The sequence below is a fragment of the Bacillus sp. HY001 genome (assembly GCF_007558965.1).
Classification (GTDB): Bacteria; Bacillota; Bacilli; order Bacillales; family Bacillaceae_G; genus Bacillus_A; species Bacillus_A mobilis.
In genome coordinates this window covers 43,053-65,972 of sequence record NZ_VLTE01000028.1, presented here as the reverse complement: position 1 = coordinate 65,972, position 22,920 = coordinate 43,053, and the positions used below count along the sequence as shown (strand labels likewise).

The 22,920-nt window shown below is 32.5% G+C and carries 18 protein-coding genes; 16 read left to right on the top strand and 2 right to left on the bottom strand.

Features of this window, described 5'->3' with window-relative positions:
* Positions 1 to 258: 258 nt before the first annotated feature.
* On the bottom strand, positions 259 to 729 hold the full coding sequence (locus FOT98_RS14050; protein WP_063261027.1) for a DUF5065 family protein: 471 nt from the start codon (positions 727 to 729) through the stop codon (positions 259 to 261).
* 454 nt (positions 730 to 1,183) lie between these two features.
* Here FOT98_RS14050 and FOT98_RS14045 point away from each other — a divergent pair, with 454 nt between their 5' ends.
* The 6 genes from FOT98_RS14045 to FOT98_RS14020 all read left to right on the top strand — a co-directional run bounded on the left by FOT98_RS14045 (position 1,184) and on the right by FOT98_RS14020 (position 8,908).
* A complete protein-coding gene (locus tag FOT98_RS14045) occupies positions 1,184 to 1,843 on the top strand; it encodes a CatB-related O-acetyltransferase (protein WP_063261026.1) in 660 nt (219 codons plus the stop codon).
* A gap of 473 nt (positions 1,844 to 2,316) precedes the next feature.
* Complete coding sequence (locus FOT98_RS14040) at positions 2,317 to 3,630, top strand: D-alanyl-D-alanine carboxypeptidase family protein (RefSeq protein WP_063261025.1); 1,314 nt, start codon at positions 2,317 to 2,319, stop codon at positions 3,628 to 3,630.
* Between the two features lie 351 nt (positions 3,631 to 3,981).
* Positions 3,982 to 4,575, top strand: coding sequence for an SGNH/GDSL hydrolase family protein (locus tag FOT98_RS14035; protein WP_063261024.1), 594 nt, complete (start codon positions 3,982 to 3,984; stop codon positions 4,573 to 4,575).
* 421 nt (positions 4,576 to 4,996) lie between these two features.
* A complete protein-coding gene (locus tag FOT98_RS14030; protein WP_063261023.1) occupies positions 4,997 to 6,964 on the top strand; it encodes a penicillin-binding transpeptidase domain-containing protein in 1,968 nt (655 codons plus the stop codon).
* A gap of 593 nt (positions 6,965 to 7,557) precedes the next feature.
* Entirely contained in the window at positions 7,558 to 8,091 is a 534-nt protein-coding gene (locus tag FOT98_RS14025; RefSeq protein ID WP_061680421.1) for an RNA polymerase sigma factor, read from the top strand.
* Positions 8,081 to 8,908 (top strand): hypothetical protein, encoded by an 828-nt coding sequence (locus tag FOT98_RS14020; protein ID WP_063261022.1) that lies wholly within the window; start codon positions 8,081 to 8,083, stop codon positions 8,906 to 8,908. Before FOT98_RS14025 ends, FOT98_RS14020 begins: the two co-directional genes overlap by 11 nt.
* A gap of 46 nt (positions 8,909 to 8,954) precedes the next feature.
* Here the strand turns inward: FOT98_RS14020 and FOT98_RS14015 are convergent, their stop codons facing one another.
* Positions 8,955 to 10,676, bottom strand: a complete 1,722-nt coding sequence (locus tag FOT98_RS14015; RefSeq protein WP_063261021.1) for a peptidoglycan D,D-transpeptidase FtsI family protein — start codon at positions 10,674 to 10,676, stop codon at positions 8,955 to 8,957.
* A 349-nt stretch (positions 10,677 to 11,025) separates the two neighbouring features.
* Between FOT98_RS14015 and FOT98_RS14010 the strand changes: the two genes are divergently transcribed.
* The 10 genes from FOT98_RS14010 to FOT98_RS13965 all read left to right on the top strand — a co-directional run bounded on the left by FOT98_RS14010 (position 11,026) and on the right by FOT98_RS13965 (position 22,907).
* Positions 11,026 to 13,158 (top strand): peptidoglycan D,D-transpeptidase FtsI family protein, encoded by a 2,133-nt coding sequence (locus FOT98_RS14010; RefSeq protein WP_063261020.1) that lies wholly within the window; start codon positions 11,026 to 11,028, stop codon positions 13,156 to 13,158.
* Positions 13,159 to 13,358: 200 nt separating this feature from the next.
* Positions 13,359 to 14,309, top strand: coding sequence for a class A beta-lactamase Bla1 (bla, locus tag FOT98_RS14005; protein ID WP_390842304.1), 951 nt, complete (start codon positions 13,359 to 13,361; stop codon positions 14,307 to 14,309).
* Positions 14,310 to 15,291: 982 nt separating this feature from the next.
* Entirely contained in the window at positions 15,292 to 16,164 is an 873-nt protein-coding gene (locus FOT98_RS14000) for a YitT family protein (RefSeq protein ID WP_063261019.1), read from the top strand.
* Positions 16,165 to 16,671: 507 nt separating this feature from the next.
* The gene (locus FOT98_RS13995; RefSeq protein ID WP_063261018.1) at positions 16,672 to 17,514 is read left to right on the top strand and encodes a metallophosphoesterase; all 843 of its coding nucleotides are present in this window, start codon (positions 16,672 to 16,674) and stop codon (positions 17,512 to 17,514) included.
* Positions 17,515 to 17,722: 208 nt separating this feature from the next.
* Entirely contained in the window at positions 17,723 to 17,974 is a 252-nt protein-coding gene (locus FOT98_RS13990; protein ID WP_000548621.1) for a hypothetical protein, read from the top strand.
* 179 nt (positions 17,975 to 18,153) lie between these two features.
* Entirely contained in the window at positions 18,154 to 18,879 is a 726-nt protein-coding gene (locus FOT98_RS13985) for an ABC transporter ATP-binding protein (protein WP_063261017.1), read from the top strand.
* Entirely contained in the window at positions 18,876 to 19,895 is a 1,020-nt protein-coding gene (locus FOT98_RS13980; protein WP_063261016.1) for an ABC transporter permease, read from the top strand. The genes FOT98_RS13985 and FOT98_RS13980 overlap by 4 nt, the downstream gene beginning before the upstream one ends.
* Positions 19,896 to 19,919: 24 nt before the next feature.
* Positions 19,920 to 20,573: a TetR/AcrR family transcriptional regulator gene (locus tag FOT98_RS13975; RefSeq protein WP_063261015.1), complete on the top strand. Its 654-nt coding sequence runs from the start codon at positions 19,920 to 19,922 to the stop codon at positions 20,571 to 20,573.
* 4 nt (positions 20,574 to 20,577) lie between these two features.
* Positions 20,578 to 21,546, top strand: coding sequence for a YbgA family protein (locus FOT98_RS13970; RefSeq protein ID WP_063261014.1), 969 nt, complete (start codon positions 20,578 to 20,580; stop codon positions 21,544 to 21,546).
* 215 nt (positions 21,547 to 21,761) lie between these two features.
* Positions 21,762 to 22,907 (top strand): acyl-CoA dehydrogenase, encoded by a 1,146-nt coding sequence (locus FOT98_RS13965; RefSeq protein ID WP_061680410.1) that lies wholly within the window; start codon positions 21,762 to 21,764, stop codon positions 22,905 to 22,907.
* Positions 22,908 to 22,920: the final 13 nt, after the last annotated feature.

Genomic DNA, 22,920 nt, shown 5'->3' with positions numbered 1-22,920 from the left:
CCTTTCAATATTATTTTTAAATATTTTTATAAATAAATTATCGCATTTTTAAAGAGTGAACATATAAAATATGCAATATTGCATATTGAATTGTGGTACTAAAAGAGGTGGAAACAATTATTGAATAAAAATTATAATTTATAAAGAAAGTAAGGATTTTTTAAATCTTAAAAAGGGAGAAAAATCAAAAAAACTTCTCTATCTTATATAAGATAGAGAAGTTTTTTTGATTTTGTTTGCTGGTGAGATAAATATATATTATTTTGAGATTTTAAAGCTGCCCCCATAATAATAATTTTCTCCAAGCTTCATAACAGCTACATATGTTCCAGGATTATAAGCCTTAGTAATAGGGGTTACAAATCTACCATAATCATGTTTTAAACCTGAGTCATAAATGGTTTTATATCTATGCAAGTTTATGTCATCATTTTCATTTCCGCTCAATTGATATATTTTTACAATACCAGTATCTTTACCACCAGTATATATAGTAACATCGAATGTATCTCCATGCTTTAAGTCACCAACTGCTAACTCTTCTAAAAAATCTGCATTATGATGTAATAAAAAATAGTTTTGCCAACGCCAATTATCTAAAAATAGTGATTCTTTTTGTGTAAGTTGTGATTCAGCAGACACGGGTGGGAGTGTACCAATTGTATTCGAAAATAAAAATCCTCCAACAGTTAATGCACCAATAATTGTTGATTGCTTTAAAAGTTTCATGTTCTAAACCTCCTATTTACTTAAAGACTCAGAAATCGCTTTTGTGAAAAACTAGCTGTGAAATCTAATGGATGATAATATATTCTATAATCATATTAACATTTATTGATTTATCAGACAAATCAATAAATAATAAAACGATATCGAGGGAGTTAAGGCTAATATAAGAAAAAAGTTAGCTGTATAGCTAAGAAATCTGGATTATATATAATTGGGATTTGTTATTTGAAAACTCGATTGTTTTAATGTTGAAATTTCAATTCATACTTTAAGTTTCAGAACATAATTTTACAATTTGACTTATGTAATTTATCACGTTATGATTTTTTTATTATAAAAGAAAGGCTTGAATATAATGATTCGTCGTTTGAGAAAGCTAAAAAATGTAGCAGTTGTATTAAGTTTCTAAGTGAATTACAAAGATCTACAATACTTAGAAGCGAGGAATAAAGTAATGAAACATCCATTATATAATCATTGGTCAGAAACGAAGTATTTAAAAGATATAGTAACAAATCCACTCATTGAGGTAGGAGAGTACTCCTATTATTCAGGTTACTATGGTCATCAAAATTTTGAAGATGGCTGTGTAAGGTATTTGTGGGGGGATGCTAAGTCCCGAGCGCTTTTCAACCCAATTGAACAGATGGGATGGCATCTTGATAAACTCATTATTGGGAATTATGTTTGTATTGCCAGTGGAGTAGTCATTTTAATGGGTGGTAATCATAATCATCACTCAGAATGGATTACAGTCTATCCATTCGCTGAGCAAATTGAACATTCATATGAACCGAAGGGTGATACAGTCATTAAAAGTGATGCGTGGATTGGAATGAATGCTATAATAATGCCTGGCGTTACAATCGGTGAAGGTGCAATCGTTGCAGCAGGATCTGTCGTAAGTAGAGATGTTCCGCCGTATACAATAGTTGGTGGAAATCCTGCTAAGGAAATAAAGAAGCGGTTCACTGATTCAGAAATGAATATGCTAATGGAGATGCGTTGGTTTGATTGGGATAGAGAATTAGTTGAGAAGGCAATGCCTATATTATCTAGCTCATCTATTAGACTATTATATGATTTTTATAAAAAGGAAGTAAAAAATAGATAAGTCTGTGAAAAAACTACATTCTATATAGGATGTAGTTTTTTATTATAAAAAATTAATAGTCTAGACTAAGGAAAATTCATCTTAGGTATGAGTATAGCAAATAGCTGAATTAAATAATTAAAATCCTTGATAGCTAATAAACGAATGTTTGGCTACCAGTGTGTCTCGATATTTAATCGGGATACACTGGTTTTATTTTTGTAAATGTGGAACAAATGTATTATTTAGGTTGTCTGTTAATTGTAATCCTAAAAAATATAAAAGTATGAATCATTTAAAAAAATAAAAAGGTATTAAAAATAGGGGCGTGTGTGGGGATACAAAGTATCAGTGTCCTAATAGTGTGGGATAAGAGGGTTTATATGACAGCGATACTAACGTCTTATATGTAATTTGATAAAACTGTCTATTTTTTATAGGGATTATGCAGTAATAACGTTTTTTTGAGTACAAAGATATTGGAGGTAACAGAAGTGAAAGATATGTTGTGCAAGAGATTTATTGCAATAGTAACAGTGCTTACACTATTTTGTAGCATAGTTGTTACATCTGGAAGAGCAACAGCGGAAACAGTTTCTGCTATAGACGTAGAAGCAGGATCGGCAATTTTAGTAGAAGCAAATTCCGGGAAAATTTTATATGAAAAAAACGCAGATGAATCATTAGCAATTGCTAGTATGACAAAAATGATGAGTGAATATTTAGTTCATGAAGCGGTGGAGAAAGGAAAACTTAAATGGGATCAAAAAGTTAAAATCTCTGAATATGCATATAAGATTTCGCAAGATCGCTCATTATCAAACGTTCCATTAGAAAATGGTGGCTCTTATACAGTAAAAGAGTTATATGAGGCAATGGCAATTTACTCTGCGAACGGTGCAACAATTGCTTTAGCTGAAGAGATTGCTGGAAAAGAAGTTAATTTCGTAAAAATGATGAATGATAAGTCAGAAGAGTTTGGAATGAAAAATTATAAATTGGTAAACTCAACAGGTTTAACAAACTATGATTTAAAAGGACATCATCCAGAAGGGACAACTCCGGATGGGAAAAATAAAATGTCCGCAAGAGATTGTGCGATTTTAGCACAACGTCTTATTCAAGATTTTCCGAAAATATTAGATACAGCAAAAATCCCTAAAAAAACATTCCAACAAGGTGGCAAATATCCAATTGATATGACGAACTTTAACTGGATGTTAAAAGGTTTAAGTAAGCAATACGAAGGTGTAGATGGGTTAAAAACAGGAACTACCCCAGAAGCTGGTGATTGTTTCACTGGTACAGTAGAAAGAAACGGCATGCGTTTAATCTCTGTAGTGATAAAAGCAAACTCCCATGCAGCACGTTTTGATGAAACGAAGAAATTATATGATTATGGATTTGCGAATTTTGAAATGAAGAAAGTTTATGGAAAAGATTCAGTAGTAAACGGGCATGAAACAGTGCGAGTAGCAAATGCAAAAGACAAAGATGTAGTCGTTCAAACGAAGCAAGCTGTTTCACTTCCAATACCAAAGAGCAACAAAGATGTATATAAAAAAGAATTTAAAGTATTGAATGAAGTACAAGAAGCACCTATTAAAAAAGGTGTAACAATTAGTAAAATGATTATCTCGCCTAAAGATAGTAAAGATCCTGGGTTCTTATTAGGTAAATCATTACAAGTAGACCTTGTAACAAAATCTGATATAGAACAAGCAAATTGGTTTACACGTTTTATGCGTAACATCGGATCTTTTTTTAGTGGTATGTGGGATAGTGCGGTTGATATAGTAAAAAGCTAATTTTATAGTTTGAAACAAAAGGTTTCAAACTATTATAGATTTTTATGTGGATGGCTTGGAATTGAAGCGGGCATTAACTTTCAAATTTGGTCCTTCGGAACTATTTGAATTGCTATCAAGCTAAAATAAATTTGTATCCATATAATCAAAAGGCGCTATTCTTTTTGTAGAAATATACAAAAAGGATGGTGTTTATTTTGATTTTTTGATTCATAGCACTCAGGTACAAGGATAGTTTAATTTACATAGGATAAAAGAAGATTTATTATTCAATTAAATTGCAATGAAAATAGATATACGCTGTGAACTATTATATAGTGTAGATAGGAATAACAAAAAGGGGGATTACATATGTGGAAGCGATTTGTAGCGATTGGTGATAGTTTTACCGAGGGCATAGGGGATGAAGTTGAGGGAATAGCATTAAAAAGCTGGGTAGATCATTTTGTTCAACTTTGTGTAAACGATATGGAATATGCTAATTTTGCAAAGCGTGGGTTAGTAACTAAAGAAATTCGCTCACAGCAATTGGAAAAGGCATTAACGTTTAATCCAGATTTAGTTAGTCTAATTGCAGGTGCAAACGATGTTTTAAAAGGACGTTGGAATCATCAAGAATATAAGAACGATATGGAATTTATGATAGATACATTAAGTAAAACAGATGCTGATATTATTATAGCAAACCTTCCAGATTTTACAGTTCGGCTTCCATTTTCTTCTGAAAAAAAACAAATGTTAAAAGAACAATTATTAGAGGTTAACGAAGTTATACTTTCACTGAGTAGAGAGTATAAGCTTCATCATGTTGACTGTTGGAATCATCCATTAGTTAATGATAATTCGCTTTGGTCTACGGATTTAATTCATCCAAACTCAAAAGGATATGTAAAAGTTGCTGAATTAATTCATAGTAGTTTACCTGTACATGACTCTTCTAAATAAGATTTAGAGTGAATGAATCCCCAGTCGCATACAGCACAGGGGTTTTGATCCGAAATAGAAGGATATACAGCGTCTATAAATTAAACTTTAATTAATTCTTTTATATTGTATACACTTTGTTATTTTTTGTTGAAGGACCCTTAGAATAAGGGTCCTTTTTTGTATTAAATATCTACAAAAAGGATAAGAGCGGGGAACCTAAACAAAAAGATATTTTAAATAATAGTGTTAAATAGATCCGCTACTTTTGTTTGTAAGAATCTTAAAATCTTCTCCTTCGAATGTAACTTGATCATAAATCAATTTTTTTTGTAAATGTGGAACAATTTCATTACTTACACTGTCTATTAAGCGTTACAACATTTTTTATTTAATAGATCAAGAAAGGAATAAACATTTTTAACTAAGGGAGAAGATTGAATTGAAAAAATTATGGATGCTGCTTTTCTTTTGTTTTGCAGTTATATTGGTAGGATGTAATAAAAACGAATCGCCAAAACAAGCATTTGAAGAATATGTGAATTTATGGAATGATAGAAAATTTGCAAATATGTATGATCATTTATCAAAACATGCCCAAAAAGCAATTTCTAAAAAGGAATTCACAGAGAAATATCAAAAAATTTATGAAGGTATTGGCGTTAAGAATTTAAAAGTTAATACGAAAGCAGAAAATGCTAAAGATAAAGAAGTTTTTCTTTTTGAAGTTAAGATGGATACGGATGGAGGAAAAGCTTCATTTATCCATGAAGCAAAACTTGTGAAAGAAAAAGAATCTTGGAAAATAGATTGGACACCAGACTTCATTTTTCCAGCTATGAAAAAAGATTACAAAGTACGTATGCAAATAGAACAAGGAAAACGTGGAGAAATATATGATCGAAATGGGAAAGCTCTTGCAACGAATGGTAAAGCGACTGAGGTTGGAATTATTCCAGAGAAACTAGGCGAAACGGCAGTGCAAACAAAAGAAATAGTAGCACAATTACTTGATATGTCTATAGAAGAGGTCGATCAGAAGCTTACAGCGAAATGGATAAAACCAGACTCCTTTGTACCAATTGGTATTTTAAAAGAAGGAACTAGACAGAATGATTATATTGAATTAGAAGGAGTATCATCTCGCCCAGTAAATATTCGGACGTATCCATTAGGAGAAGCGGCCGCACACTTAACTGGTTATATAGGAAAGGTGAATGCAGAGGAGTTAAAATCGCTTCAAAAAAAAGGGTATCAAGCAGATGATTTAGTAGGTAAGGCAGGTTTAGAGAAAGTATTAGAGAATAAATTGCGTGGTGAAAAAGGTGGACGCGTATTTATAGAAGATGAGAATGGAAAAGAGATTAAAAATGTAGCGAAAAAAGAAGCAAAAGAAGGGGAAAACGTTACGTTAACAATTGATGCTGCAATTCAAGAAAAAATCTTTAATGAGATGAAAAATGAGGCAGGATCTAGTGCAGCGGTCAATCCTAAAACGGGTGAAACTATTGCACTTGTAAGTAGCCCTGCTTATAATCCAAATACATTAGTTAGAGGCGCGTCAAAAGCCCAACGAGAAGCATGGAATAACGACTCGAAACTACCAATGATGAATCGTTTCACACAAGCATTTGTACCAGGTTCCGTATTTAAAACGATTACTGGTGCAATTGGTTTGGAAACAAACACTATAAACCCTAAGGAAGAATTTAAAATTCAAGGATTAAAGTGGGCAAAAGATTCATCTTGGGGAAATTATTATGTAACACGTGTGAAGGAAGCTAGTCCAATTGATTTTGATAAGGCAATGAAGTACTCTGATAATATTTATTTTGCTCAACAAGCTTTGAAAATGGGAAAAGATCAGTATGTAAATGAATTTAAGAAATACGGATTTCATGAAAAATTACCAATCGAATATGAATTTCCTATTTCAATCATTGCAAGAGATGGGATAAAAAATGATATTCAACTAGCAGACACGGGATATGGACAAGGACAAGTATTAATGACACCACTTCATTTAGCATTAACGTATGCACCGATTGTGAATGAAGGGAATATTCCGTCGCCTCATCTTTTAAAAGAAGCAAAAGTAGCGGGGAATTGGAAAGAAAATGTGGTTTCTAAAAAGAATCAAGAGATATTAAAGAGCGCATTAATAAAAGTCATTAATGACCCTGATGGCGCGGGGAGAATTGCTAAGGTTGATGGTATAACTCTTGCTGGTAAAACCGGTACAGCAGAACTGAAGGAGTCGAAAGAAGCAGACGGAAAAGAACTTGGATGGTTTGCAGCTTTTGATGCAAATGCGCCTGACATGATCGTTACCATGATGATCGAAGATGTAAAAGGAAGAGGGGGGAGTAACGTACCAGCTGAAAAAATAAAACATATTTTCCAAAAATAATAATCAATTATAAAGTAAAATCTTTTACTGTATTCATTGTTTGCCTAACACAAAGGTATAAATCATGCAAAACAAAGTATAAGTAAGCTTCGAAAAAGCATTCTTCTTAATCGAGAATGCTTTTTTGTTGTGGGTGTAGAAAGTTGATACCCCATTCCCATCTTTATTTTCATTTTTGAAAGGGTGAGATTGCTGACAGTAAATAGAAGAGGTGAACAAATTGAAATGGACAAGTTTTAAACTAAAAAACCAGTTATTTAGTAAAACATAAATAGAGCATACAAATAAGTATGCTCTAAAAAAATATAGTACAAGTAGAGTGTTGCGTGAAATTCAAAAATAATAATCAGATTTTTATGAGTGTATTTTTAACATTGTATGCGTTACTTGTTTTTAGGAGCCTGTCATATAAGAGAAAATATAGCTGATTATTTTATGAAAGTAATGGCACACCTATATCTTTTTAAGAGAATTTTTTTATCAAAAAAAGATAAACAATGGAACAAATACAACTTGTATCTTGTCTATATATTGAAACCATAATAAAAGAGAGGGTAGTTTTATGTTTATTCAAATAAGTTCGAGGTGTGGAAATGGAACAGAAGTTTATTGAAAAATGTAATCATGATGAGCTTGACTATGTTATAAACGATTATTGGCAAGATGTATGGAATTATTCATTTATTATTACGAAAGATCCACACTTATCAGATGATATCACGCAAGATGTATTTATAAAGGTATTTAAAAACTGGAATTCATTTCGAAAGGAGTCATCTATTAAAACGTGGATATTAAAAATTACAAGAAATACGGCAATAAACTATTTGAAATCTTCTTATTTTAAAAGGATATCTTTAATAGGATTTTTTAGTGACGATAAGCAATCTCCATCGGCAGAACGTGAATTTTTTAAGCAAGAGGAAATGAATGAAGTGTGGGAGGTTGTATTAAAACTACCTAAAAAACACCGTGAAATAATAATTTTAGACGCAAAATATGAATTATCTTATGAAGAAATGGCTGAAACACTAGGAGTATCCATTGGAACTGTAAAATCTAGATTAAGCCGAGCAAGAAGTAAGGTTTCAAAATTAATAGGGGAGGGTAGTAGTGATGAACAATAAACAAAATCCTGACTGGTATAAACAATTAAAAAAAGGCCCAATGGAGAATCGTAACGATGAAGAAGAGTTTATTTTTAAAATAAAGCAGTCTATATATGAAAATAATGAAGCGGATCTTGTAAAACATAAAAGACCGTTTCGTAAAAAAGCTCTGCCTATTATAGTTGTTTTTGTTTGTACAATGTTATTTGTTATCGTTCAACAACCATGGCTTGATGATAATAAATCACCGGTCCAAAGTAGTACACAAATTAAGCCTAAAACTAAAGATGAATCTGCTCAAGATCCAACATTAAAACAATTTATGAATGAATTATATCAAAGTACAAATTCAAAAAATGAAAATGACTTGTATAGAGCGTTAAATGATGAAGTTCTATTTAAAGGGAAGAGTTATAAGAAGGATGAATTGAAATTTGATGAAGATATTTTTCATGAGTTGCAAGTTGCTCTTACCATGGGGGGAGAATTTACAAATGATACAAAGCAAGCATACAATGTACCAAGTGGATTGACAGAAAGTAACGAACCAAAGCAAGCGCATTATATATATGCAACTGTTACTGGAAATAAAACGAAAATTTTAGCTGAACCAAAGCGAGAATCACAAGTTTTATACGAAGTATCTAATGAAATGGTAAAAGCTTGGATTCCAGAAAAAGTGCAGAATAATGGATATATAAAAGTATCGACAATTAGCGGTAATACTGGATATGTACAAAAAGAGTATGTTTTAACTGATATTAAATATTCTTTCATGTTCGCAAAGGATCATGAAGGTAAATGGAAAATAACGAATATAGATTCTATATGGTAAAGAGGAAGGTTCACTTTAATGAACCTTCCTCTATGTTTTTATTCTCTTATTGAAGAGTATTCCAGTACTCTAAAATTTCTGAGGTAACGAGAGCAGCAATATTTTTTTCTGAATTACTACCAGGAATAACGACAGAAACGGCAATTTGTGGATCTTCGGTAGGAGCATATGCAATGAAAAGAGAATGGTTTATCATTCTTTCTTGCTCATTCGGAGCACCTGTTATGCCTGTTTTACCTGCGACATGAAAGGGTAAGTTTTTAATTTCCTCTATATTTTGGCTCATCCCACCTTGCACGACACTCCAAAATTTCACCGGGTAACGATTTGAACTTTCTAAAATTGGTTTAAACTTTTTGGTTTCCTTACCATTTTGATCAATAATAGCACTTACGATTTGAGGTTTATATTTATCACCTTTACTTGCTAAAGTTGCTGCATATTGAGCAAGTTGAAGAGGAGTGTGTACTTCATTTCCTCCCCAAGAGGCATTTAATAAGGCGGAGATACCATTTTCAAACTTGTTTGTTGGATGAAATTCATATTGTCCGTCTTCTTCAAAAGGTAAATCAATCCCAGTTTTAGAACGAAGGCCGAATTGCTTTAAATACTCTGTCCATATATGTGCAACTTTTTCTATATTCCCATTATTTTGGTTGAATAAGGGTAGCGCTACTTTTGCTGTCATAAATGTGTTAGATGAATTAATGATGGCCTGCCTCGGTGTAATCTCACCTGTTGGCGTTCCAGGTGCATTCGTAATGTTATTTTGATTATCATATTGAAAAGTACCTTTATCTAAATAAGTATCTTCAGGTTGAAAAAGCTTTTCGTTTAATCCAATTAAAATAGTAAGTGGCTTTATAGTTGAGGCCATATTTACATAAGATTCACCATACTTTAATTTTTGAATTGCTTTATTTTGCGAAAGTGATTTGATGTTTTCTTTTTTAGATGATACTTGTTCATATAATGTATTTGGATCAAACACTGCTGAATTGGCCATAGTTAAAATTGCGCCAGTTTTCACATCGGTTACCACAACATAACCAGTATTAACATCAGTTATTTTCTTGATTTGAGATCTTAATGCTTCCTCTGTTTTTTGCTGCAACTTAGAGTCTAAAGCTAGCCGGATATCTTTTCCTTTTTGTACTTTTTGCATGTTCCATAAGAACTTTTTATTATTCATTTTAAAAATAAGAGTTTTTCCGGGTTTTCCTTTTAAATCATTTTCATATTGCAGCTCAATCCCGCTTTTTCCAACGGGTACATTAAGGTCATTTTTTACATACCCAATTACCTGTGAACCAATTTCACGTTTAGGATAATATCGAATCACTTCATCTTTTATTATTACATTATTGGGTTTGTTTTTGTTTATGAATGCAAGTTCATTCTCAGTTATATCAGAGTATAAAGGTATATCATTCATAGTTTGCTTTTTACAAGATTGTTGTAATTGAGATTTTATGTCCTCTGTAGAAATGTCATGTTGAAACTCGCTTGAAAATTGATTGGAAAAAGCTAATGTGTTTGCTGTATCTTGTTTCGATAGCTTCTCATCATTAAAAGTGCAATATAGAGACTTAACTTTCTTATTTGTAGCTAGTATTACACCATTTTGATCAAGTATTTGTCCTCTTTCGGCCGAAGAAGTTTCGATAGTAATTGAAAAGAAATGGCTTTTTAACAAAATTATTAATATCAAACCTACAATAGAAAGAATCGCTATAAATCTCCATCTTTTTATTTTTGTATGTAACATAAAACCCTCCCTTTTTAGCTTATTTCATCTTATAGTTAATTATTTTTTTTGTAAATGTGGAACAACTTTATTATTTAGGTTGTCTATTAAGTATGACAGCATGAAGAAAGGAATAATCAGTATGAAAAGTTTTTAGCAAATCTATTTGTAAGTTTTATATGGGTCAGTATATAGTTTAGCATTTCTAATGCTAGCGACAAAAAATAGAGAGAAAACAGGAAAGGAGAGTTATGAATTACGTAGCTAAACGAAAAGGGATGGGTGCTAACAAGGATTTAGCAAAAAAGTCGAAACGATATTTATAATCGGTCAACGGTATATAACATATAAGGAATTAAATGGAGGATTTATGGAAAAACAAAAAGGAAAGAACAAGACGTATATATCTATACGATTAAATATAATGTTCCTTTGCATATTTTTATTATTTTCAGCTATTATTATGCAGCTAGGAAAAGTACAAATCGTAGAAGGAGAGGCTTATAAGAACCAAGTGGAAAACAGTCAAAATGCAACAACTAGCATTCCAGTTCCACGTGGACAAATACTAGATCGAGAAGGGAAAACAGTTGTTAATAATAAATCCCTTCGTACGATTACGTATACAAGGGTAAAGGGAATTACTAGTGAAGATATTTTAAAAACAGCAAAAGACTTGGCAAAAGTACTTGAAATGCCTGAACAAGAAATAAATAAATTAAAAGATATCGATAAAAAAGATTTTTGGATGCAGTTGAATACGAAACGTGCGGAGACAATGATTACGAAAAAAGATATAGAAAAGTTTAAAGAAAAGGGAGTAGAGGGAAAAGAGTTAGATAAAAAAATTGAAGACTTAAGACGAAGTCGCGTTACAGAAGTAGAATTGGCAGAATTAACAGCACAAGATTTAAAGGTGTTAGCTATTAAAAGTAAAATGAGCGCAGGTTATCAACTGACACCACAAATTATAAAAAAAGATGTAACAGATCAAGAGTATGCACGAATCAGTGAAAATCTTGCGGAGTTTCCTGGGGTAGATGCAACGGTTGATTGGGAGCGCAATTATGTAAATGGTAATTTATTTCGTTCCGTGTTAGGTAATATTACGAGTAGCGAAGAAGGTCTGCCAAAAGAAAATTTAGATTCTTATTTAGTACGCGGATATAACCGTAATGATCGTGTAGGGAAAAGTTATATTGAACAACGATATGAAGATGTGCTACACGGCACAAAAGCAGAAGTGAAAAACATTGCAGATAAATCAGGAAATATTATAAACACAGAAATAATTTCTAAAGGAAAAAGTGGTAATAGTTTAACATTAACGATTGATATGGAATTACAAAAGAAAGTGGAAGAAAGTTTAGAGAAAAATTTGAGAGCTTTTAAGAGTTCAGAGCCACTATTGGACCGAGCTTTTGTTGTTATGACGAATCCGAATAACGGACAGATTTTATCTATGGCAGGCAAAAGGATAGTAGAAAAAGAAGGGAAAATGGAAATCGAGGATTTGGCATTAGGTAATATGACGACGTCGTATGAACTAGGGTCAGCTGTAAAAGGTGCAACTTTATTAACTGGATATGAGACTGGGGCAATACAACCAGGAGATCAATTTTATGATGCACCGATGAAATTTAAAGGTACACAAGCTAAGAAATCGTGGAATGTATCCGGATTTGGTAATATTAATGATTTACGGGCGCTACAAGTATCTTCGAATGTATACATGTTCCAGACAGCTTTAAAAATTGCGGGCGTTAATTACGTACCAAATGGTTCATTGGATATAAAACAAGAAGCATTTAATACGATGCGCTATTATTTTAAACAATTTGGATTAGGCGTGCCAACAGGAATAGATTTACCGAATGAAATAATTGGCCAAACTAGAAAAGTAGATAGTCAGCCTGGGTTTTTACTAGATTTTTCTATCGGTCAGTATGATACGTATACGCCGTTGCAATTAGCACAATATATTTCAACGATTGCTAATGGCGGTTATAGAATGCAACCTCAAATTGTACAAGAAATACGAGAGCAATCAATAAAAGAAGAGGTTGGCAAAGTTATTCGTTCTATAGAACCTGTCGTATTAAATCGAATTGATATGAAGACAGAACATATTGATCGAATAAAAGAAGGCTTTAGATGGGTATTCCAAGAAGGTGATGGAACTGGTGTGAAGTATTTCAAAAATGCTCCATACAAGCCAGCAGGAAAGACGGGGACCGCTCAAACTGTATATGGTGGAGATGATCCAATTGGTAGAAATGCGAAGGGGGAACGTATGGAATGTTACAACTTAACGTTAGTTGGGTATGCTCCATATGATAATCCAGAAGTAGCCTTTTCTGTAGTAGTTCCATGGCTTCATAACGATAAAAGTGGAATTAATTCTATAATTGGAAAGGAAGTTTTAGATGTATATTTTGATTTGAAAAAGCAACGTATGCATGGTGAAGCTACTAATACAGATAATCTGAATCAAATTCAGTAAAACTTGTACACTTCTCTAAGCGAAAGAGATTCTGTTTATATAAAGGTCTTTATAAATAAAGATAAGATTTGAAATAAGAGATAGCGACGAGCATTGTTGCTATCTCTTATTTTGTTAATGACTCTCATACTAGTTAAAAATGTTTAAAAGTTTATGGAACAAAATTGTTTCGGTGATTGTCTAGTATGTGTAAGTAAAAAATGGTTAAGAACTTGAAAGGAATGATGATTTTGAAAAACAAGAGGATGCTAAAGATAGGAATATGCGTTGGTATATTAGGTTTAAGTATTTCAAGTCTACAAGCTTTTACAGGAGGGGCATCACAAGTTGAAGCGAAAGAAAAGACAGAACCAGTTAAACATAATAATCATGCGACGTATAAAGACTTTTCTCAACTTGAGAAAAAATTCGATGCTCGATTAGGTGTGTATGCAATAGATACTGGTACAAATCAAACAATCTCTTATCGATCTAACGAAAGGTTTGCTTTTGCATCAACCTACAAGGCGTTAGCAGCAGGGGTATTACTACAGAAAAACTCTACTGAAAAATTAAATGAAGTTGTTACTTATACGAAAGAAGACTTAGTGGATTATTCACCTGTTACTGAGAAACATGTAGATACTGGAATGACACTAGGAGAAATTGCTGAGGCTGCTGTTCGTTACAGTGATAATACTGCAGGGAACATTTTATTTCATAAAATAGGCGGACCGAAAGGATATGAAAAAGCGCTTAGACAGATTGAGGATCGGGTTACTAAGTCTGATCGCCTTGAAACAGAATTAAACGAGGCTATTCCAGGAGACAAACGTGACACTAGTACGGCGAAAGCAATTGCTACGAACCTTAAGGATTTTACAGTCGGAAATGCGCTTCCAGATCAAAAGCGTAACATTCTGACAGATTGGATGAGAGGAAATGCTACAGGAGATAAACTTATTCGTGCGGGAGTACCAAAGGACTGGATAGTTGGAGATAAATCAGGAGCTGGAAGTTATGGGACACGAAATGATATCGCTATCGTTTGGCCGCCGAATAGAGCACCAATTATTATCGCAATTTTATCCAGTAAAGATGAGAAAGAGGCTACCTATGATAATCAACTCATTGCAGAGGCAGCTGAAGTTGTTATTAATGCTCTAAGGTGATAGGTTCTCAATTTTTTTAAGTAATGTAATTGAAAATAAGAATGTGGAAAGCGATTCTTTTTAATGTGAAAGAGTCGCTTTTTGTATTTTTAAATAGTACATATATAAGTGGAAAATTATTATTTCATGGACTATTTATTACGATATAGTAAATGAGGGGGAGTATTTAAGAGAAATACTTCTATATAGATATGTAATTTAAAATAGTTTTCACATGATGAAAACCTTGGAGGATAGGCTTTATATAGCTTACTTAGTTTCACAAAAAACTTAAATAATCGTACATTATGATTATGAATTACATAGAAAGAAATAATATTAACGAATGGAATATTTTCTTAGTTTTAGGTATATTATAATTGACCGAATGAGTATATCGGTCAATTAGTGCTATTTTTAAAATTGTAAATCTATACTCATCACGTTAATGGAATTGATTCCATTAACTATGGGTTTGAAAGGAATTGACTACTAATAATGACTTGGATCCTATAAACAGTTCGAGGTGAAATATCTATTAGTTTCTGTGTGCGGTCTATTAACAATAATTTCATAGTGTTTAAATGGGAAAGAGGATAACGGATTAGGAGGAAATATTTTTGTAGTAGATTTTGAAATTTAATGGTTACGTGTTAGGGGGAACGATTGAAAATTGATATTTCGATAAATATCTTTACATTAGCAGTAGATTTAAAAAGAAGTGTAAATCTTTATACTGGGTGGCAGAAAATATGAATTTAACCAATTATTTTTATAGTATTTGTTATGTTTGTGGTTTGTAAAGAAGAAATTAATAGGATAACTTATGATTAGATTTTAGTTATAACAATTTATACACATACTGTTTAGCGTATTCGTACACTTTAATTAAGTATAGGAAGTTATAGCATGAGAGAAATTACATAGTAGGTGCGACACTAAGTATAAAGAAGCTGATGTAATAATGAAATGACGAGAAAAATGTGTGAAGTGAGGAATTGTGATGGAAAGTACAAAAAAGAAAAATGTTAATACATTTAAAAAAATTTCGCAAGCGATTTTGATTATTATTGGAGCATTAATAACGGCGTATGGATTAGAGGCTGTACTAATTCCTAATAACGTCTCAGATGGTGGTGTAACAGGTATTAGTATTGTTAGCTCTCAGCTATTTGGGTTACCATTAGGTATTTTAATTGGATTAATTAATATACCATTTGTTTGGTTAGGTTATAAACAAATTGGTAGAGGATTTGCAATGTATTCAGTTATTGGTATTGTATCACTTGCAATAGGTACTGTGGTCATGCATAATGTGCCTACAATTATTGAAGGAGATACATTGTTAGTTACTGTTGTTGGTGGTGTTATTATCGGATTTGGTATGGGATTGGCTCTTCGTAATGGCGGAGCGTTAGATGGAATTGATATGCTAGCGGTATTGTTGTCTAGAAGATTACCGTTTGGAACAAGTGATCTAATCTTGTTTTTAAATATGTTCGTATTTATTTTTGTGTCAACAGTATTTGGTCTTCAAGGTGGAATTTTATCTGCGATAGCTTACTTTATTGCTTCTAAAGTCATTCATATCATTGAAGTGGGGTTAAGTGGATCTAAAACGTTTAAAATTGTTACAAAAGAACCTAAATTAATGATAGACGCAATATGGGAACGTCTCGGAAGAAGTGCAATCTATAGTGAAATTTATGGAGGCTCTTCGAAAGATGCTTATAAAGAAGTTAGCTGTGTTATCAGTCGTTTAGAAGAAAATAAAATGAAGGAACTTATTCATGAAATTGATGAAAATGCCTTTGTTACTGTATATGATGTTGCGGAAGTAAAAGGCGGAAACTTTAAAAAGCAAGATATTCATTAGGAGTAATCACCAAGATAAATATTTTATACAAAGTTGATTATGGAAAGAGACGAAACCAACCACGACATATAGAAAGAAATTTGGTATGTATTAAGTGGTACAACTGCAAGATATAAATGTAGTTTTTTGATTGCTGAATACTTGAGTATTATTATGGGATTTTAATGAATATCATGTGATATTTGATCATTTAACGATAAATTTATGAACAAATATGTTAATGTGTTTCTAATTAATCAAGGTAAGTAGTACTAAAACTAATATATTTGTTTGAACTCAAAAAGCCGAAATTCCTTTACATAGGAATTTCGGCTTTGATGTTATATCATAAAGTTACGATTAAAATGGAACCTGGCATGTATACTTCATCAGAAGTATATAAGTTCTTCAGTTCATTAATTAGAAACTTGTCCGTAACTACCAAAACTAAATTGTTACCCCTTTTAAAAAAATCTAGTGGATTGTTTAGTGACAATTGTAGTACTAATTAAGATTTTAGGAGGAAATATGAACAAAAAGATTAAAAGAATCATATTATTTATTGTTACTTTAATTGGTATGAGTATTTTTTTATATGTACAGAACAATATAATAAGTATTACTAAAGTTAATATAAAATCTACTAAAATTCCTTCTACTTTTAAGGGTTTTAAAATTCTACAAATTTCAGATTTACATAATAAAAAATTTGGCGACAATCAAGAAACTTTAATTCAAAAAGTAAAAGGTGAAAATCCGGATATTATTGTTATTACAGGTGATCTAATTGACATTAAATCATATGATGCAGAAGTAAGTATGGAATTAATACGAGAACTTGTAAAGGAGTATCCAATGTATTTTGTCACAGGAAACCATGAAAAATGGTCAGGAAAATATAATGATTTGGAGAAAGAGTTGAAGAAACACCATGTTACTGTTTTAAGAAATGAACATATAACCATTCAAAAAGAGGAACAAAAAATAAATTTACTTGGTATTGATGATCCGGAATTTGTAATTGGAAACCGTGATGAAGGAAGTGTTGTCAAAGATGAAATTTCAAAAGTGAAATTTGAAATGCAGCCGGATACATTTAATGTATTACTATCACATAGGCCTGAATTTTTGACAGAGTATGCTGATGAACAAATAGATTTAGTGTTATCGGGGCATGCTCATGGAGGACAAGTTAGATTGCCATTTATCGGAGGATTAGTTGCTCCGAATCAAGGGATTTTCCCTACATATACAGCTGGTTTATATGAAAAACAAAATACGTCTATGGTAGTAAGTAGAGGTTTAGGCAATAGTGTCATTCCGCAAAGAATTTTCAATAGGCCAGAACTTGTAGTCGTACAGTTAAATTGAACTGTACGATTTTTTGTACGGAAAAAATAAGCCAAATGTAACTTATACAAGTTTACATTACAATTTTGTTAAAAATTTTCTACGTTACATAAAGTAACAAAATTTGACCCGGAGAGTTTGTTATAGTGTAAATAATCAAAAAACTTAAAATTTGTCGAGTGAAAATTGTGATAAGTAATTCACGTAAAAAACTTAAAGGGGTGTACACATGCATAAAGAATATGAGATTGAAGAATATACGGCGATTGAGGAACAAATACACTATTATTGTAAATGTTTATTAGTTAGTCATCCTGATCAAATTATAAAGTATTTAGAAAAAAGGTTAGAAAAATATGCAGAAACATTACAATATGCACATTTATATCCTGACACAGTTATTTTACCGTTACAGCAGTTAGTTATCGAATATTCTTTAGATGTTGCTAGAATTAGAAAGTATATGAATTTAAAAACGTAAAGTAAAATATATAATGTAAATGAAACAGAGTCGACTTTAAGAAATGATATTCTAATGTCGACTCTGTTTCATTGTTTAAGATTGAAAATACATACTAATCAATGAAGTTTGACATATAATTACGCAAGAGTAAAATAAAAGTGAGTACTCACTCATTTTTAGAAAAGGGGGAATAAAACGTGCAGCAACCTTCCATTATTTTGCGAACTGTGTCAAAAAGTTTTGGGAAAAAAGAAGTGTTACACAATCTTTCGTTGCAAGTTGAAAAAGCAGAGATATTTGGTTTAGTTGGACCTTCTGGTTCAGGGAAAACGACTCTTATTAAATTGATTGCAGGTATTAATGAAGCAACAGAAGGTGAAGTGTTTGTTTACAATACGAACATGCCTAATTTAAATGAAATGAAAAAAATTGGTTATATGGCTCAGGCTGATGCGTTATACGAAGAACTATCAGCATATGAAAATGCAGATTTTATTGCAACAATGTATGGATTAAAGGGAAAGCATAAAAAAGAAAGAATACAAGAGGTTTTTGACCTTGTTCAATTATCACAACATATGAAAAAACAAGTACAGCATTTTTCAGGTGGGATGAAGAAGCGTTTATCATTAGCGATAGCACTCCTTCATGAACCTGAAATATTAATTTTAGATGAACCGACAGTCGGGATAGATCCGCTGCTTAGAAAAACGATCTGGGAAAAATTTTATGATCTTAAAAAGAAAGGTACTACCATTATTGTAACAACGCACATTATGGATGAAGCTGAGTTTTGTGAGCGCCTAGGGTTGATTAGAGAAGGAAAGCTAGTTGCGACTGGAACGCCTGAAGAATTGAAAAAGCGGGTATCATCAGGACGGATTGAAGATGTCTTTTTGCTGGAAGAGGTGGCCCTATCATGAGAGTTACTGGTGTAATCATTCGTATTATTCGCCAATTTTTTCGAGATAAGCGTTCGTTAGCGATGATGTTTGGAGCACCTATGTTATTACTTTGGTTATTGTCGCTAGTGTTTACACAAAAAGACTATGTTCCGCATATTGCAGTTGTTGATATGCCAGCTCAGGTAGTAAAAGTGATGGAAAATCAGGAAGCGACAATTTATGAATATAGTAAAGAAAAGGCATTGTCTGAGTTGGAAAAACAAAAGATAGATGCAGTAATTCATTTAGAAAGTGGAAAAATGCATGTTGTATTAGAAGGTAGTGATTCATCAAAAAATCGTGCTGTACTTCAAGTTTTACAAAAGAGTACAGAGAAGAACGATGTATCGATTATGAAACCTGAAGTAAATTATTTACATGGTTCTAAAGATTTTACAATGTTTGATGGGCTTGGTCCTGTATTAATCGGTTTCTTTACATTTTTCTTTGTGTTCATTTTATCTGGAGTGTCTTTCGTAAGAGAACGTTTAAGTGGTACTCTAGAAAGGTTATTATCAACTCCGGTACGAAGATGGGAAATAGTTGTAGGATATATTATCGGTTTTGGAATCTTTGCATTTATACAATCCATTATAATCGTAAGTTTTTCAGTTTATATTTTAGACTTATATGTAGCTGGCTCTATATGGCTAACGCTACTTATTACATGTATGCTTTCTTTAACTGCATTAACTTTAGGGACGTTTTTATCGGCATACGCAAATAATGAATTTCAAATGATCCAGTTTATACCGCTTGTTATTGTGCCACAAATTTTCTTTTCTGGTTTGTTTCCAATTGAATCTATGAATAAGTGGCTCCAAATGTTGGGAAAATTATTTCCGCTCACATATGGCGCTGACGCAATGAGACAAGTGATGATTCGAAATCAAGGGTTTACAGAAATTGCATTAGATCTTACTGTATTACTACTTTTTTCTTTGTTATTTGCAATAGGAAATGTATTTGCATTAAAGAAACATCGAAAAATATAATGATGATACAAAGGAGCATAATAAATGAAGAAGGATTGGCTAGAAGAATTAATAGCCGCAACAAATACGGATAAACGAAATGAACGTCAAATGCGTATATTAGAGGCGGCTGTTGATATGTTTGGTGAGAAAGGATATGCTGCAACTTCAACAAGTGAAATTGCAAAGCGTGCTGGTGTAGCGGAAGGAACAATCTTCCGCTACTATAAAACGAAAAAGGATTTATTGTTAGCGGTCGTCATGCCGACATTAACAAAGTTTGCTGCACCATTTTTCGTACAAGCTTTCGCAAAGGAAATATTTAAATCGGAATATGAATCGTATGAAGGGCTACTAAGAGTTGTTATTCATAATCGTTTTGAATTTGCAAAAAAGCACTTTCCAATGATAAAAATATTAATTCAAGAAGTGCCATTTCAACCGGAACTGAAAAATGAAATACAACATTTAGTAGAAACAGAGTTACTTTCACATTTTAAAAAGTTGATTGTAAAGTTTCAAGAAGAAGGGGAAATTATTGAAATGCCTCCATCTTCTGTATTACGTCTAACTTTATCAGCTGTATTAGGATTACTATTAACACGTTTTTTATTATTGCCTGAAGAAAAATGGGATGATGAATTGGAAATTGAAAACACGATTCAATTTATATTGTACGGATTAACCCCACGGAGGTAATGTGATGCGCCAATTTGCTAAGCCGAAAATTGTTGTAAGTAAATGTTTAGAATTTGATGCATGTCGTTATAATGGCGAGATGATTCCAGATGTAACAATACGAAATTTGCAGCCATTTGTTACATTTATACCTGTTTGTCCAGAAGTCGAGATCGGATTGGGCACTCCTCGTGAAACGATACGAATGATAGAAGAAAATGGTGTGAATAGACTAGTACAACCGTCGACGCGGGCAGATGTAACTGGAGAAATGGAGCGATTTTCAAATGTCTTTTTACAAACGATATCTGATGTAGATGGCTTTATATTAAAGAATCGTTCGCCAAGTTGTGGTACGCGTGATGTGAAAATTTATTCTGGTTTTGAAAAAGCGCCAGCAAAAGGAAAAGGATCGGGCTTATTTGGCGGAGCAGTAATAAAAAAATTTCCACATCTTCCAATTGAAGAAGAAGGTAGATTGTCGAATTTTATTATTAGAGAACATTTCTTTACAAGGTTATTTACAATCGCATATTACAAAATGATTAAATATAATAAAAATATGAAAGACCTTGTATCGTTTCAGTCGGACAATAAATATTTATTTATGGCATATAATCAGGTAAAACAAAAGGAATTAGGGCGCATTATTGCAAATCAAAAAAATGAAAAGATTGAAATTGTATTTGATAAATATGAGAAGACTCTATATGAATTATTTATGCGAACACCCCGCTATACATCGAATGTAAATGTATGTGAGCATATTTTCGGATATTTTAAAACAAAATTAAAAAAACAAGAAAAAGATCATTTTTTAGATTTGATACAAAAATATAAAGAAAAGAAAATCCCGCTTAGTAGTCTACTGGCAATTTTAAAATCATGGGCCCTTCGATTTGATGAAAAGTATTTATTAAGACAGACATATTTCGAACCATACCCTGATGCTTTAGTAGAGATTTCAGATTCGGGAAAAGGTAGAGATTATTAAACAATAAATTACATAATTCGACAAGAAAACTCCTATGTTGTTGTAGAACAATGTAGGAATTTTTTTGTGCATTAGTACAGAATCTGTTTTAAAATTAAGTTATGACAGAATTATAACAATTATCTAACTAATATTCTTGTCTTTAAGTAGTAACGATTGTAGTAGAAACTCGCACGCTGTCGAAACTCAATATTCGATAAGGGGTGTGTAGCGGAATGGAATTTACTCTAACTCGCGAAAAACAAATGATTAAAGAAATGGTACGTGACTTTGCTGAAAAGGAAATCGCACCGAAAGCTGTGTATTATGACAAAACTGCGGAATTTCCATATGAAACATTTCAAAAAATGGGCGAACTAGGATTATTAGGCATCCCATTCCCTGAAGAGTATGGAGGTTCAGGTGGCGATACTGTATCGTACGCGTTAGCAGTTGAAGAAATTGGTCGTGCTTGTGGTGGCACAGGATTAAGTTACGCTGCAACAATTTCATTAGGTGCTTCACCAATTTATTATTTCGGTACAGAAGAACAAAAACAGAAATATTTAATTCCAATGGCATCAGGTAAAACGTTAGGTGCTTTCGGATTAACTGAGCCGAACGCTGGATCTGATGCAGGTGGTACACAAACGAAAGCTGTATTAGATGGTGATGAATATGTAATTAGTGGTGAAAAGTGTTGGATTACAAATGCAGAGTATGCAAATACAATTATTGTAACCGCTGTCAACGGCGTTGAAGACAATGGTAGAAAACGCATTTCGGCATTTATTGTACCGACTACAAGTGAAGGATTAACGATCACAAGTCCTTACGATAAAATGGGTGTTCGTGCTTCTAATACATGTGAAATCGTACTTGATGGTGTACGTGTACCGAAAGAAAATATTCTTGGTGATGTAAATAAAGGATTTAAACAATTCTTATATACACTTGATGGAGGACGTATTTCAATCGCAGCATTAGCAGTAGGTATTGCACAATCTGCATTTGAACGTGCACTGCAATATGCGAAAGAACGTCAACAATTCGGAAAATCAATCTCTAATTTCCAAGCGATTCAATTTAAATTAGCTGATATGGCGACTGAAGTAGAGCTAGCGCGTAATTTAGTACATAAAGCAGCTTGGTTAAAAGATAACGATAAACCTTTCGGTAAAGAAGCGGCTATGGCAAAACTTTTCGCATCTGAAGCGGCAAGCCGTATTGCAAATCATGCAGTACAAATTCATGGTGGATATGGCTATATGCGTGAATATGAAGTAGAACGACATATTCGTGATGCGAAACTATTAGAAATTGGTGAAGGAACTTCTGAAATTCAACGTCTCGTAATTGCTAGACATTTAGGATGTAGATAAAAGGGAGGAATCA